Source organism: Bacillus silvicola (assembly GCF_050524305.1).
In the GTDB taxonomy this organism is placed as follows: Bacteria; Bacillota; Bacilli; order Bacillales; family Bacillaceae_G; genus Bacillus_A; species Bacillus_A cereus_AT.
Map to the genome: position 1 here is coordinate 69,535 of NZ_JBNGVC010000002.1, position 13,901 is coordinate 83,435.

Below are 13,901 nucleotides of genomic sequence, written 5' to 3' on the forward strand. Positions count from 1 at the left end.
ATGGGATGAAAAAACTATTCATGCTTCTAACAGTTATAACATTGTTTGTTAGTGCACTTGCGGGTTGTTCAGGTGGAAAAGGGAGTACGGTTAAAGCGAGTAAAGAAGGGGAGAAGGTTGTTGTTCCATTCATTAATGGAGTAGGGGGCTCTCTTGCGGATCGTGTAGATAAGATTGTGGAAGAATACAATAAAAGTCAGGACAAATATGTAGTGAAAACGACAAAAGCGGGTAGCTACGATGAGTCATATCAAAAGTTACAAAGTGGATTTGCAGCGAATAACCAAGAAGCAATTGCATTACTAGGTTCTGATGTCATTCAAGAATATGCTAAAAAACAGTTAATCGTACCTATAGATGAATATGTTAAAAATGATACTAATTTCAAAAAAGAAGATTATGGAAAAGGGTTTATGGAGCAAGCAACAATTGACGAGAAGTTGTATGGAATTCCATTCTACGGTACAACGCAAATTCTTTATTACAATAAAAAAACATTAGCGGAGAATGGCTTTACAAAAGATGATTTAAAGACGTGGGAAGGTGTAGAAAAGGTAGCAAAAACAGTCGCAAAACGTGGTGAAAATGGAAATGTGACATATGCGGGCTGGATGCCAATGTGGGGAACTTCCAATTTAATTGATGCGGTTCGCAGTGCCGGTGGAAACGTATTAAGCGAAGATGGTAAAAAAGTATTAATTAACGATGACACTTGGGTTTCGGTATGGGAGAAATTCCGTACATGGCTACATGAAGATAAAATTATGAAAATACATTCAGGTGGTACTGGATGGGAATATTGGGATAAAACTGTAATTGATTTAGTTGAAGGTAGAACATTAGGATTTACAGGGTCATCTGGTGATCAAGGATTTGTTTTTAAAACATTAGGAAAAGGAATGACGGAAGAAGAACGCCTTAACACATTTGAAGCATTACCTCAGCCTGCTTGGGGTAATAATAAACCAGCGCCAAAACTAGAAACATATTTATTCACATTAACGAGAAATATTGATCCAGAAGTAGCAAAAGGCGCGTATGACTTTATGAAGTTTGCGACAAGTACGGAGAAAACGGCTGAATGGTCCAAGGCTACAGGATATATCCCTGTTCGTAACAATGTAACAGAGTATGGTCCATATGCTGAATTCGTTAAAAAACAACCACAAGCATTAGTTCCATTAGAACAAGCTAACAATTATGGAGTGGGACCATTTGTAGATCCAACGGGCGGTAAAATTAATGACGCCTTAAATGTAGCGAAAGATAAAGTAGAGATTGAAGGAGTTCCAGCGAAAAAAGCATTAGATGAAGCAGCTAAAGTTGCGCAAGAAGAGTTAGATAAAGTTCTGAAAAAGAAGAAGTAATATCACCAACATGAGGTGCTTTTGAACGAAGGAAGTGCCTCTAAAATTCCTTTATTAAAACGTAAAAGGTGTGAGAACGATGATCGAAATAACAAGTACGATAACACTCTCTCCATTCGTAAAAAATAAACATTGTTTCCAAATGGATGAAACTGATATTACAAACTTTACATTAACTATTGATCAAGGGGACAACCGGAAAATTCCGCTATTATTAATCTTGCGAGACCCTAACGGTTATGTACGTATACAATATCAAACGCCAGTTGCAAATGAAAAACTAGTCGTTTCGAAAGATTCAATATTTTGTTCTGCTGGTTGTATAGGAGGAGAAATACAGTCTGGTAATTGGGAATTAGAAGTCATATATATCCCTCATTGTGCAAAGAAAGTAGTGAAATTTACTGGAGTAAAAGTTGACTATACAGTAAATATAGTAGTGAATGAGCAATTGGAACGAAAGTATAATAGGGAGCATTTTTGCAAGGAAAATGTTTTTATTGATGAATACAATTATGAAAAGATAATAAATGAAGAATATCGCTGGTACAAAGGAGAATTTCATGAGCACACAGATTTAACTGATGGCGAGATAGATGATGAACTTGGAATGACAGTATGTGAAAAACAGAAATTAGATTTTTTATATGCGACGGAACACAATATTGTTATGCCATCGTATCAAAAAGGAAACACATTAATTATACCATCTATGGAACTTACAACTCCTTACGGTCATTACAACATATTTGGGATAAAGGAATACGTTGATTTTACAAAGTATGTAGATGAATCGTTTAGCGCAGAAACAATGAATGAACTATTTTCTTTCTTGAAAGAAAAAGGTTATTTATTGAGTGTGAATCATCCGTTTATGAAGCCTTGGGCGAACCAAGTGAATATTAACTTAGAAAATGTTCATACGATGGAAATTATGTGTGATCCAACTTATAAAAAAAGTAAATCATCCACTTTAGAAGCTTTACGTTGTTTCGACCAAATGTGGTCAAACGGTCTTAAAATCTGGGGAATAGGAGGAAGTGATTCTCATTTGCATCCGTCTAAAACATTCCCTGGATCAAAAGACCCATCGATTTATGGTGATCCAGGAACATATGTATTATGTAATGGTTTATCTATTAAAAACTTAAAATCTGCAATCAAAAAGGGACGAATTTATTTCTCTCGATTTAGAAAACTAGCGATAGATATTCAAAACGAAGGCGAAACGATTTATGTCGGTGATGAGGCTAAAGGAAATATTATTTACAACATTTCTACTGACAAACCGTGTGAGTGGAGACTAATAATAAATGGGCAAATAATTGAACAAAAATCTGGCAGCAACGTAACTTTTGAATTTTCATTAAATGAAGGGGCGTATGCTAGGGTTGAGGGATGGGAAGAGGACGAGTTAGTAGCGTTTATTAATCCTATTCATAATAAAGTTGAGATTAAAAATATGAAAACATGGAATGAAGTTATAGGGGGAATAAAAGGTGAATAAAGCAATTATTTTTGATAAAGATGGAACATTAATACAGTTAGATTCAGTTTGGTACAAAATTGTGCATCGTGTGTTAGAGGATATATTTCAAACGTATCCAAATGAAAAAAGTAAAAGAGATGATTACTTATCGATTATTGGTATGAATGATAACGATTTTGAGAGTACGAGTTTACTAGCATGTCGCACAAATTACTTTATTGCGGCTGCATGGTACTCGTTGTTAGAAAATCAACATGTGGATAAAGAGAGTTTCATTCATGATGTATGTCTTTTATTCAAAAAGTACTCTACAGCAGATGATCTTGTATTTACAGAAGTGGAAGGTGCAAAGGAAACGTTACGATATTTAAAAAACAATGAATATATTATTGGAGTTGTTACGGCAGACGATGTGGATGCAGCGATTCATTCTCTGAAAATGACTGAGTTATATGATTACGTAGATTTTTTAGGTGCAGATGATGGTGTGAATAGAACAAAACCGGAAAGTGATTTTTATCATATGTTTAAAGAAAAATTTTCTCTAACTGAAGAAAATGTGCTTATGGTAGGTGATACATTAACAGACGTTACATTTGCGAGAAATAGTAACATTAAAATAGTGGGCGTCTTATCGGGTGCGAGTAGGAAAGAAGATTTAGAAGGAAAAGCAGATTATATTTTAGACAGTATGAAGGATATTTCGAAGATTTTATAATTCATGTCATCATAATTTTTAGCAATATGTATAAATATAGCTCAAATTTTAGGAGGATATTATGGCTCAACTATCATTCAAAAACATTTACAAAAAATATGATCATGATGTGACAATCGTAAAAGATTTTAACCTAGAAGTAAATGATGAAGAATTTATCGTTTTGGTTGGCCCTTCAGGGTGTGGGAAATCTACAACATTACGTATGATTGCAGGACTTGAAGAGATTTCAGAGGGCGACTTTTATATTGATGGAAAGCGTGTAAATGATATTACACCGAAAGATAGAGATATTGCAATGGTATTTCAAAACTATGCGCTTTATCCGCATATGAGTGTTTATGAAAACATGGCATTTGGATTAAAACTACGAAAATATAGTAAAGAAGAAATTGACCAGCGTGTGCAACATGCAGCAAAAATTCTTGGGCTTGGGCAGTATTTAAGCCGAAAGCCAAAGGCACTTTCAGGTGGGCAGCGCCAACGTGTTGCCTTGGGCCGAGCAATTGTTCGAAATGCAAAAGTATTTTTAATGGACGAGCCTTTATCAAACTTAGATGCGAAGTTGCGTGTTCAAATGCGTGCTGAGATTACAAAGTTGCACAAGCAGTTGCAAACAACAACTGTGTATGTTACACACGATCAAATAGAAGCGATGACGATGGCAACGCGCTTAGTTGTGCTAAAAGATGGGATTGTACAACAAGTCGGTACACCGAAAGAAGTGTATGACAATCCTGAGAATGTATTTGTCGGAGGATTCATTGGCTCCCCTGGAATGAATTTTTTCAAAGGAGTATTAACAGATAACGCGCTTATGATTGATAAGTGGGAAATTGAAGTGCCAGAAGAGAAGATGAAAGGCTTGCGAAATAAGGGCTATACGAATAAAGAAATCATAATAGGAATACGTCCAGAAGACTTTTATTATGGAGAAGCAATCGGGGCTTTACCGTACAACGCAAAAGTAACGGTATCTATTGATGTAGCAGAATTAATGGGGGCAGAAACATATCTATATTCCAACTTAAATGGACAATCTTTTGTAGCTCGTGTAGACACTTCTTTAGATGTGCAAAACCAATCAAATATAGAGCTTGGTTTAAACATGGATAAAGTGCATTATTTCGATTCAGAAACTGAGAAACGGATTGTTTTATAGATAATAATTAATATGATTATACCTTTAGAATTTCTTCAACTACTACAAATAAATGAATAGTAAAAAGCCGATTATCCTCTAGATTACAGGAAATCGGCTTTTTTATATAAAAGATCGCTTAGCGTACGAAAATCGCTTTTTGTTGGCAGTGCCCTGTCACAATCAAGTTGAGAAAAACAAATAAATCAAAACGAGACAATTCTTAAGTTGACGGATGTGTGATGCTACTCCTATGTTAAGGTTCGAGTCATTTGAAACAGCAACCTCTATATTGAGTGGTGTTAAAGCGACGTATATGATAAAAAAGATGTATCGCTTGTGAAAAAATTGCATCACCTTGAATGAGCTAATACGATAAGAATTCGTGTTGGGCCTAATTAGGGAATACAGTACAAATCAGTATATAGTATACAAGCGCTCCCTTTCTATAAATACGGTATGTTTTTAATATAATTAAAAGAAAATTTTTGTGTTCTTTAATATGATGTGACATAATACCAGCTTTTTTCTATTTTTGTGATCTCTTTATATTCATTATTAAAGTCGTATTTGTTTGGTCTAGTATCATTTGGTGTGTAAATAAATCCTGAAAAATTATCTAATATACCACGATAAGTAAAAAAGAAAACAGAAATACCATTTTTATTTTGTTGAATAATTACATCCCCACCGTTTTTGGAAGTGGATGCAAACTGTTTAGGTAAATGAATTTGTCTACTATCATAATGAACATTAGGAGTTAACTCTTTATGTTCTATAAGTGCTATAACTTTTTCACGGTCTTCTTTATAGATAATAAAATCTAAATTTATATAAATCTCATTAAATGGTATACATATCCAAGTAATTACTATGATTAGTTGAATAATTAACGGTTTCCAATTTTTGTATTTAATGAGATGTATGATTGTGAAAATTAATATTAAGAAAAACAATCCATGAACTATTATTGAAAGAAATGGCATAACAAATGGGGTAAGGAATTCAACTAAATACCATTTGAAAAAATGATAAAGTATAAGAGCGATACCGCTTATTAATGTAATCTTGGTTAAATTCTTATTCAAATTTTGAATCTCCTTTCTATACTAAAAACTATGTGATTTTAGTATGAATATAAAATGTTTTTTCATAATTTTACCTTTTTTTCATGTTATTAACTTTGCGTGATTAATATTTTGAATATATCATAGATTTAAAATTAAATAAACGGACATTAAATTTTTACATTTTATATAGAATAAAAGTTAAATAAAAGTGAGGGGAGTTTTCAAAATAGACTAGTTTTTTATTTGAAATGCAATTTGATTTGTTTCATGAAATAGATCCAGTTCCGGTAAAATCAGTTGCAACAAGTGAACATTACGTTCATTGTGTATGTTATTCGTTTTTTATCGTTTTAGAAAACTGGTTATTGTTAGTTTCGTGACAATGGAGAATTAATAATAAAAAAGAATAAATATAAGCTTACGTAAATGTTATGTAAAATAAAATCCTTGCTTACATACGAATGTTACATTGAGGATGTCGAAAACAGCTTATGGAGGAACACCAATGACGAATCTTCGTAAAAAGATAATGAGGCTAGCATTAATAGAAGCTATTCTCGACGTAAGCAATTTGTAAGGAATGAGTAAGAAAAAAGAGATTTTTATATTATAAAATATTTATTATACCTACATATAACACCTACTACTAATAATGTGTTATAATACGAATTAGCAACAAAAAGGAAAGGAATTAGAAAAAATGACCTTACAAAATACTAAAAATTTAAAAAAACAAGTTGCTCCTTTTGAAAAATCAACGGCAAAAAAAAGTATTTGGCAAATCATCAATACGGTAGTGCCATTTATTATCTTATGGTACCTTGCTTATAAAAGTTTGTCCGTTTCTTATTGGTTAGCATTGGTTCCATCTCTGTTAGCAGCTGGATTTATGACGCGGATTTTCATTATTTTTCATGATTGTACCCATTATTCTTTTTTTAAAAGTCGCCGTGTAAATAGAATAGTAGGAACATGTATGGGTGTTTTAACTTTATTCCCGTTTGATCAATGGGGGCATGAGCATTCCGTTCATCACGCTACAAGTGGTAATTTGGATAAGCGAGGTACAGGAGATATTTGGACGCTTACAGTGAATGAATATTTAGCAGCACCATTTAGACGCCGTTTAGCATATCGTTTATATCGCAATCCGTTGGTTATGTTTGGATTAGGTCCGATTTATGTTTTCCTTCTTAAAAATAGATTTAACAGAAAAGGTGCTAGAAAGAAAGAACGCATGAACACTTATTTGACGAATGTTTTAATTGTTGCTTTAGTAGGGGTACTTTGCTGGGCAATCGGATGGCAATCGTTTCTTTTAGTACATGGTACGATATTCTTAATAGCAGGTTCAGTAGGTATTTGGCTGTTTTACGTACAGCACACATTCGAAGATTCTTATTTTGAAGAAGATAAAGAGTGGGAATATGTGAAAGCGGCAGTGGAGGGAAGTTCATTTTATAAACTTCCGAAAATTCTGCAATTTCTAACTGGTAATATTGGATATCATCATGTTCACCATTTGAGTCCAAGAGTACCTAACTATAAACTAGAAGAGGCACACAATAATACGCTTCCTTTAAAAAATGTACCAACGATTACTCTTGCCACAAGCTTGCGTTCAATTCGTTTCCGTCTTTGGGATGAGCAAAGTAACAATTTTGTTACCTTTAAAGACGTCAAAAATTTAATTAAAAACAATGTTTCTGTTCAAGTGAAATCCGAACTGTAACTTCATCATATTTAACTGACTCCCCGTAATCATTTTTGATTTAAGGGGAGTTTTTGTTTAAATCGATATTGGGGAGCGTTTCAAACAAATAACAAAGATAATGGGTTTACAATATTAAACATGAATTTATTTTTTGTGAAGGTAATTATACAGGATTTTCTACAAAAAATAGGGAGGCTGTAAAACTAAAATCCAAAAAACGGAAAGTTATTATGTAAAAATGAGATTTGAAAATAAGTAAGTAAAAAAACGCTCTTACAGAATTAGATGTAAGAGCGTTTTTTTATCAAAATAAATTTGGTAATTATCATATCTAAAAACAAAAAACATAATGTAATATGTTTTTTAACTCATAAGTTGGCCCCAATTGAAATCATAAATTGGTCGTGAATTATAAATGAAAATGCTTATTATCAGTTTAGGATATTCGGAATGATTAGCCTATTCACTAGGCTTAAAGAAGATAAATTTTTAATGGATTATTGCCATGAATATATTGATAAAGTTCATCAATATATTTGTAGCAAGGAGGAATTCAAATGAAGAGAGATGATAATAAGATTGGTCACTTTACATCTGAAAAAGGAAAGGAAGACTTTTAAATTGCTTACGATGAATCAATGGCACTTCTTCAAAATCCTAACGATACGAAAGATATAAAAACTAAATATGGCACAATTCGTGCTTATTACTTTACTAAAGAGGAAAACAAACATAAGGAACCCCTACTCTTACTCCCTGGACGTGGTGCATCCACTCCAATGTGGGTGCCCAATTTAGAAGGGCTAAGGGAGCAAAGGCCAGTTTACACGATAGATTTACTCGGTGAACCTGGAATGAGCGTGCAAACGAAGGCGATTGAAAACCAAAAACAACAAGCAGAATGGTTAAATGAAGTAATTGAAGGAGTAAGCTTAGAAAAAGTGCATATCGTGGGTGTTTCCATTGGAGGTCGGACAACAATGAAATTGGCCAGATATAATCCTGAGCATATTGCTACGGCTAGTTTATTGGATCCAGTCTTTGTATTTGCGTAAATACGCATAAAGATGATTCTTGCATCTATTCCAGCTCCCGTCCCTATTGTACATAAGTTTATAAGAGAAAAGATGTTAAGCTATGTATCTGGAGGAGCAGAAACAAATGACGATGAGCCTATTGCTAAATTAATCGAGTCGGGTATGCGTAACCTATTCTTTTTGCAAAATCATCAATTTGATTAAGTTCTGTAAGAATAAACAGGTTTGAACGCATCCAGTAAGACTTTGATAGATTATTGTCAGTTACAACCTCAATACCTACAATTCCTCTTTTATCATATAAAAAGAATCTTATAGATAAGAAATGAGTTACATTGTCTATATCTTCACCTGAAACCCCATTGGAATTCCTGTAGTTTAAAAGTGGAAAACCTGATTCTTCCCTCCTTTAAATCTTCGAGTTCTTCATTTGTTTTAAAAATTAGAATTGAAAGTTTTTTTATTTTTTTACAAATAGCACACAAAAACGACATACTTGTAGACTATTTTTATATACAGGACTTATTTTTTGAAATGGTTACTACATATAAAGGAGACTCCAAAATGGATATGGATTCATATTATTGGGAAATGGTTAAGAAAAATATTGGTGTGTATTCTGAACAGGAACAAGAATGTCTTCGAAATAAGAAGGTCATTATTTTTGGACTAGGGGGAGTAGGTGGATATGAAGCAATTCTGTTTTCGCGAATGGGAATAGGGCATATTACCGGTGTTGATCCCGATGAATTTGAAGTTTCTAATATTAACAGACAAATGTTAGCGCTTTCTAGTGTTATAGGTGAACCAAAAGCAAAAGTTGCAGAACAGGTTGTAAAAGATATACATCCCTATATATCAACAAACTTTATCCAAACAAGAGTCGATGAAGATAATGTAATCGAGCTTATAAAAGGGCATGATATCGTACTAGAAGCCGTAGATGATATGCCTTCAAGAGTCATTATACATAGAACAGCTAGAGAATTAGGTATACCAAGTGTAGGGATGTCAGGTAGCCCCCCAACACGAGGATTTGTTTCTACATTTTTCCCATCCGGAATTCCTTATGAAGAAGCATTAAATATCTCAAGTGTCGGATGCAAATTAACAAATCAAGAATTAAGACAACAGATTGCTGATATAAAGAAAAGTCGAGCTTGGTATTCTGTGGAGAAAGGCGCACCAAAAGAGTGGGCGCAAGATTTTTGTGATGGAAAAGCAGGATGGATTATCACGCCGATGCGTGCTCATCTATTGTCACTATTTAGTTTTCATGAAGCAATACAAGTTTTAACTGGTCGTGAACCTCTAGCTAGAGCGCCTAAAGGCATTGTAATAGATTTAGATAGTCATATCCCGGTTCAAGTAAAAGAAGTCCCAAAAGGTGGATGGGATTATAAAACACTGTAAGGAGGAATACAATTTGTTAACAAAAAATAATGATATGCAAAATATATATGAAGAAAGTTTTACGCGAAATATTGGTGTTATCTCTGTAGAGGAGCAGGAGAAATTAAAAAATTCTCGAGTTACTGTAGTTGGAGCAGGGGGCGTAGGAGGAATTACACTTATCCAATTGGCGCGAATGGGTGTGGGTTCTTTACATGTTATTGATCAAGATGTATTTGAAACAAGTAATATCAATCGACAAATGCTAAGTTCCATTAGTAAATTAGGACAGCGAAAAGCAGAGGTCGCTTTAGAAATTTTGCAAGACATTAATCCATTATTACAAGTAGAGATAACAAAAGAATTTGTTACCGAGGACAATGCATTAGAGCTTCTAACGAATACAGATATCATTATAGATGCAACTGATAATTTAGTAGCGAGAGTGATTATCCATCGTACAGCTCAGAAACTAGGAATCCCTTCAATTTGGATTGCGGTGACGCCTCCATTTAGAGGTGGCGTCATGTCTTTTACTCCTGACTCTACACCCTATGAAATTGCGTTAGGATATCCGTCTTATCAAAAAGAGTTAACAACAGAAATCCAAGATGAAATTCATAAACTAAAAGATGGGCGTGCTCTTCATTCTGTCACGTACGGCGCGGATGAGAACTGGGCAAATAGTTATGTGCAAAAAAATCGACCATGGGCGGTAATCTCTCCTGTTGCGAATATAGTAGGCATTCTAGCAAGCTTTGAAGCATTTAAATTTATAATAAATCGAGAAGACTTAAAACCTGTAATAAGTCCAAATTTAATCCAAATTAACTTTGCAAATCAAAATATGGTACATGTGTCTGTACCTGAAAATGATAGTTGGGATTATACAACATTATAGATGAGGTAAGAGAATATGCTTCCTTTTTTGTTACTGGGGATTATTGTTACACTCGCTCTGCTCGTTAAGGATTATGCGCTAGCTGGTGCGGCTTGTTTATTAGGAGTTTTACTTGCTGTTGGACAAAAAACTTTATTACATCTTATTCAACAATATTCTTTTCCAATTGGTATTTTCTTTCTGATGCTATTCCTTTTAGTACCAATCACATCTGGAAAGATTACAAGTGAAAACGTAATAAAATTAATTACCTCTCCTATCGGATTAGGATCCATTCTAGCAGGTTTTACTGTGTCATACATAGGAGGAAAAGGTGTAGGAGTTCTACCTATGAATCCTACGATATTGTTAGGTGTCTTAATAGGTACTCTTATTGCCGTAATATTTACAAAAGGATTACCAGCCGGATTAATTATCGCGGCGGGAATCATAGCTATTATTTCTATGAAATGAAAGGAATATTCTAAATGAAGATAAAATGGACACACATTAGTTTAGTAGGGATTTTTTTGATAATACTTATGTCTAGTTGTTCTAATATCAAAGAAACTTCTCAAAATGATCAAACTTCTAAAGTAGTAAAACAAGAATTAGAAATTCAGCAAGGAGAAGAAAAATTATTTTTACTTCATAAAAACTTAAATAATAAAAAACAGTATACATCTGATGAAATTATCTTATTTTTAGAACCATTTAGTGTACCTACAGCTCAGGCATTTGATGTACCAAAATTTTCATGGATGGATGAGTATGCCAAAAAAGGGTATGATACTTGGGCTATGGATTTCAGAGGGTTTGGTCGTTCTTCTCGCCCTAAAGAAATGTCAGATCCTTCTTCCCAAAACCGTCCGGTTATTCATTTGAATGATGCAACCAAAGATCTAGAAACGATTGTAGATTGGATTAAAAAGAAGAGAAACGTAAAAAAAATTCATATTGTTGGATGGTCATATGGAGGCGTTGTGGCTGGAAATTATGCAATATCCCATCCTCAAGATATTAATAAGCTTATTTTATATGGGTATATGCATGGGTTCACACTTCCTATGATGACACAACCTTTCGAAAACCCACTACAACCTAATCAGTTTAATCCTGAAGCACCAGCTTATCAAATCGTAGACTTTGATAAAGGAATGCATCATTGGCATATGATGATGGGAAATAAAAAAATTGTTACAAACGAAGCAATGGATGCCGTAAAACAAGTTTTTATTGATTCAGATCCTATGAGTAAGAATAATAATCAAACGATTCGTCGACCAGTTGGTCCACTTGAAGATTTATTTTATATTTGGAAAAATCAGCCTCTATATGATGCATCTAAGATTACCACTCCATTACTTGTCATTTACGGGGAAGATGACATATTTGCAGACCGAAATATGATGTCAAAATTAACAAGTGCAAAACAAAAAAAAGAAGTAGTAATCCCCGATGCAACACACTGGGCTGTGTATGAAAAGAATCGTAATATCCTATTCGAACAAACATTAAACTTTATAGAGGCGAAAGAAGGCAAACAGGAATGAAAAAGGGTTTAACAATATTAGATGCTACCTTACGTGAAGGAGAACAACAATGTGGTATTCGTTTCTCCAAGGAAGACAAAATTACATTACTTCACAAGTTAGAGGATTTTGGAGTAAGTCTTATTGAAGTTGGACACCCTGGCATCTCTGAAGAAGAAGAAGAGATTTGCCGAGAAGTTGCAGCATCTGCAAAGCATGCCGAAATACTTATGCATGCTCGGGCGAAAGAAGAAGAAGTTCAAGCGGCTTATCGTGCTGGTGCCGATTGGATAGGAATCTGGGCGTCTATTAATCCTATTTCTTTACAAACAAAATACACCAATCGATCAAAAGATTATGTTATTAATCAGGTGAAACAAGCTATTGAAGAAGCAAAATCTTTAGGAATGAAAATCCGTTTTACTATTGAAGATGCTTCACGAACGGAATGGGAAGATATCGCCTACATTGGACAGGTTGCACATATAGCTGGAGCAGATCGAATCAGTTTAGCAGACACTGTAGGAATTTGGGAGCCAGGTCAGTGTGCGACAATCGTGAAGAAATCTGTTGAGACATTCCCTTGTGAGATTGAAGTTCATCTTCATAATGATTTAGGATTAGCCATGGCAAATGCTCTCGCTGCAATCGATTCGGGGGCATCTGTCATTGATGCTACATTGTGCGGAATAGGTGAACGTGCTGGGATTGTTGATTTGCTAAATTTATCAGTAATTTTATCTCAAAAGCGTAATCTACAGTGCTTTAAACTACAGATGATTCCTGAATTAACGCAATCTCTCCAATTAGCTACTGGTTGTCAAGTAGATCATTGGAGACCGATTATTGGAAAGAATATATTTACTCATACTGCATCCTATCATATAAAAGCTGTTCAGCAGAATTATTCAGCATACGAGGGTATTCAACCTGAAATGTTAGGAAGAGTAAGGAACATACAACAAAAATGTATAGAAAGAAAAGGGCCTCGGCTTTCAAAGTCTCTTCGAGTTAGTAAACCATTTGTAAAAGGAGCATCTGAGCTTTTATATCATCGTGATGGTCCAGGAGAGCGTTGGGTACAGATGGATTATAGAACTGATGAACGTGCTTCATTTTATGTAATACAGCGTGTATTTTACGACGCCCATATGGATGAGAACTTAGAAGGGCATGTAGATACTCATGCACATCATTGTGATAGTGCCTTTATTTTTTGGGGGAATAGAATAGATGGTACTGGTCTCATGTGTGAAGTGGAAATTGAAGGAGAATTGCAAATAATTGAAAGTCCAGCATCTGTTTTTATTCCATCAGGGTTAAAACATAGGTACAAATACCTTTCGGGTACAGGAACATATACAAACATCGTACTAGCACCTAATTATAATTCTAGTTTGTTAGAGGAAAGCTCATCAAAAGTATTTGTATATTAATTAAATTTGAACAAAATAGTTTAATAAATGGCATATAAACAAAGGAGAGCCCGATTGGTGTGAGCTAATAATTAGTGGGAGATGAACAAAACCCCACTGATTAAAGCTTCACTTTATAATAAAGA

11 protein-coding genes and 1 pseudogene are annotated in these 13,901 nt (G+C 34.2%); 11 read left to right on the forward strand and 1 reads right to left on the reverse strand.

What is annotated here, in order from left to right:
* The first annotated feature begins 5 nt into the window (after positions 1-5).
* The 4 genes from ACP6L7_RS07335 to ACP6L7_RS07350 all read left to right on the forward strand — a co-directional run bounded on the left by ACP6L7_RS07335 (position 6) and on the right by ACP6L7_RS07350 (position 4,736).
* Positions 6-1,367, forward strand: coding sequence for an extracellular solute-binding protein (locus tag ACP6L7_RS07335; protein ID WP_097830387.1), 1,362 nt, complete (start codon positions 6-8; stop codon positions 1,365-1,367).
* Positions 1,368-1,446: 79 nt separating this feature from the next.
* On the forward strand, positions 1,447-2,874 hold the full coding sequence (locus ACP6L7_RS07340; protein WP_097830388.1) for a CehA/McbA family metallohydrolase: 1,428 nt from the start codon (positions 1,447-1,449) through the stop codon (positions 2,872-2,874).
* Complete coding sequence (locus ACP6L7_RS07345; RefSeq protein WP_097830389.1) at positions 2,867-3,574, forward strand: HAD family hydrolase; 708 nt, start codon at positions 2,867-2,869, stop codon at positions 3,572-3,574. The genes ACP6L7_RS07340 and ACP6L7_RS07345 overlap by 8 nt, the downstream gene beginning before the upstream one ends.
* Before the next feature lie 61 nt (positions 3,575-3,635).
* Positions 3,636-4,736, forward strand: a complete 1,101-nt coding sequence (locus tag ACP6L7_RS07350) for an ABC transporter ATP-binding protein (RefSeq protein WP_430529013.1) — start codon at positions 3,636-3,638, stop codon at positions 4,734-4,736.
* Positions 4,737-5,212: 476 nt separating this feature from the next.
* On the opposite strand, the gene ACP6L7_RS07355 is transcribed toward ACP6L7_RS07350, so the two are convergent.
* Entirely contained in the window at positions 5,213-5,803 is a 591-nt protein-coding gene (locus ACP6L7_RS07355; RefSeq protein ID WP_071772901.1) for a hypothetical protein, read from the reverse strand.
* A 682-nt stretch (positions 5,804-6,485) separates the two neighbouring features.
* Between ACP6L7_RS07355 and desA the strand changes: the two genes are divergently transcribed.
* The 7 genes and pseudogenes from desA (at position 6,486) to ACP6L7_RS07390 (ending at position 13,776) form a co-directional block, all read left to right on the forward strand.
* The gene (gene desA, locus ACP6L7_RS07360; RefSeq protein WP_071746362.1) at positions 6,486-7,517 is read left to right on the forward strand and encodes a Delta(5) desaturase DesA; all 1,032 of its coding nucleotides are present in this window, start codon (positions 6,486-6,488) and stop codon (positions 7,515-7,517) included.
* Positions 7,518-8,119: 602 nt separating this feature from the next.
* Positions 8,120-8,707: pseudogene (locus ACP6L7_RS07365) on the forward strand (alpha/beta fold hydrolase); the annotation flags it as partial.
* 393 nt (positions 8,708-9,100) lie between these two features.
* Positions 9,101-9,949, forward strand: a complete 849-nt coding sequence (locus ACP6L7_RS07370) for a HesA/MoeB/ThiF family protein (protein ID WP_097830391.1) — start codon at positions 9,101-9,103, stop codon at positions 9,947-9,949.
* Positions 9,950-9,962: 13 nt separating this feature from the next.
* Complete coding sequence (locus tag ACP6L7_RS07375) at positions 9,963-10,829, forward strand: HesA/MoeB/ThiF family protein (protein WP_097830392.1); 867 nt, start codon at positions 9,963-9,965, stop codon at positions 10,827-10,829.
* Positions 10,830-10,844: 15 nt separating this feature from the next.
* Positions 10,845-11,282: a DUF441 family protein gene (locus ACP6L7_RS07380; protein ID WP_097830393.1), complete on the forward strand. Its 438-nt coding sequence runs from the start codon at positions 10,845-10,847 to the stop codon at positions 11,280-11,282.
* A 14-nt stretch (positions 11,283-11,296) separates the two neighbouring features.
* Positions 11,297-12,361 carry an alpha/beta hydrolase gene (locus ACP6L7_RS07385; protein WP_097830394.1) on the forward strand — a complete coding sequence of 355 codons (1,065 nt, stop codon included), beginning with the start codon at positions 11,297-11,299 and terminating at the stop codon, positions 12,359-12,361.
* A complete protein-coding gene (locus ACP6L7_RS07390) occupies positions 12,358-13,776 on the forward strand; it encodes a homocitrate synthase/isopropylmalate synthase family protein (RefSeq protein WP_097830395.1) in 1,419 nt (472 codons plus the stop codon). The genes ACP6L7_RS07385 and ACP6L7_RS07390 overlap by 4 nt, the downstream gene beginning before the upstream one ends.
* The last annotated feature ends 125 nt before the right edge of the window (positions 13,777-13,901 follow it).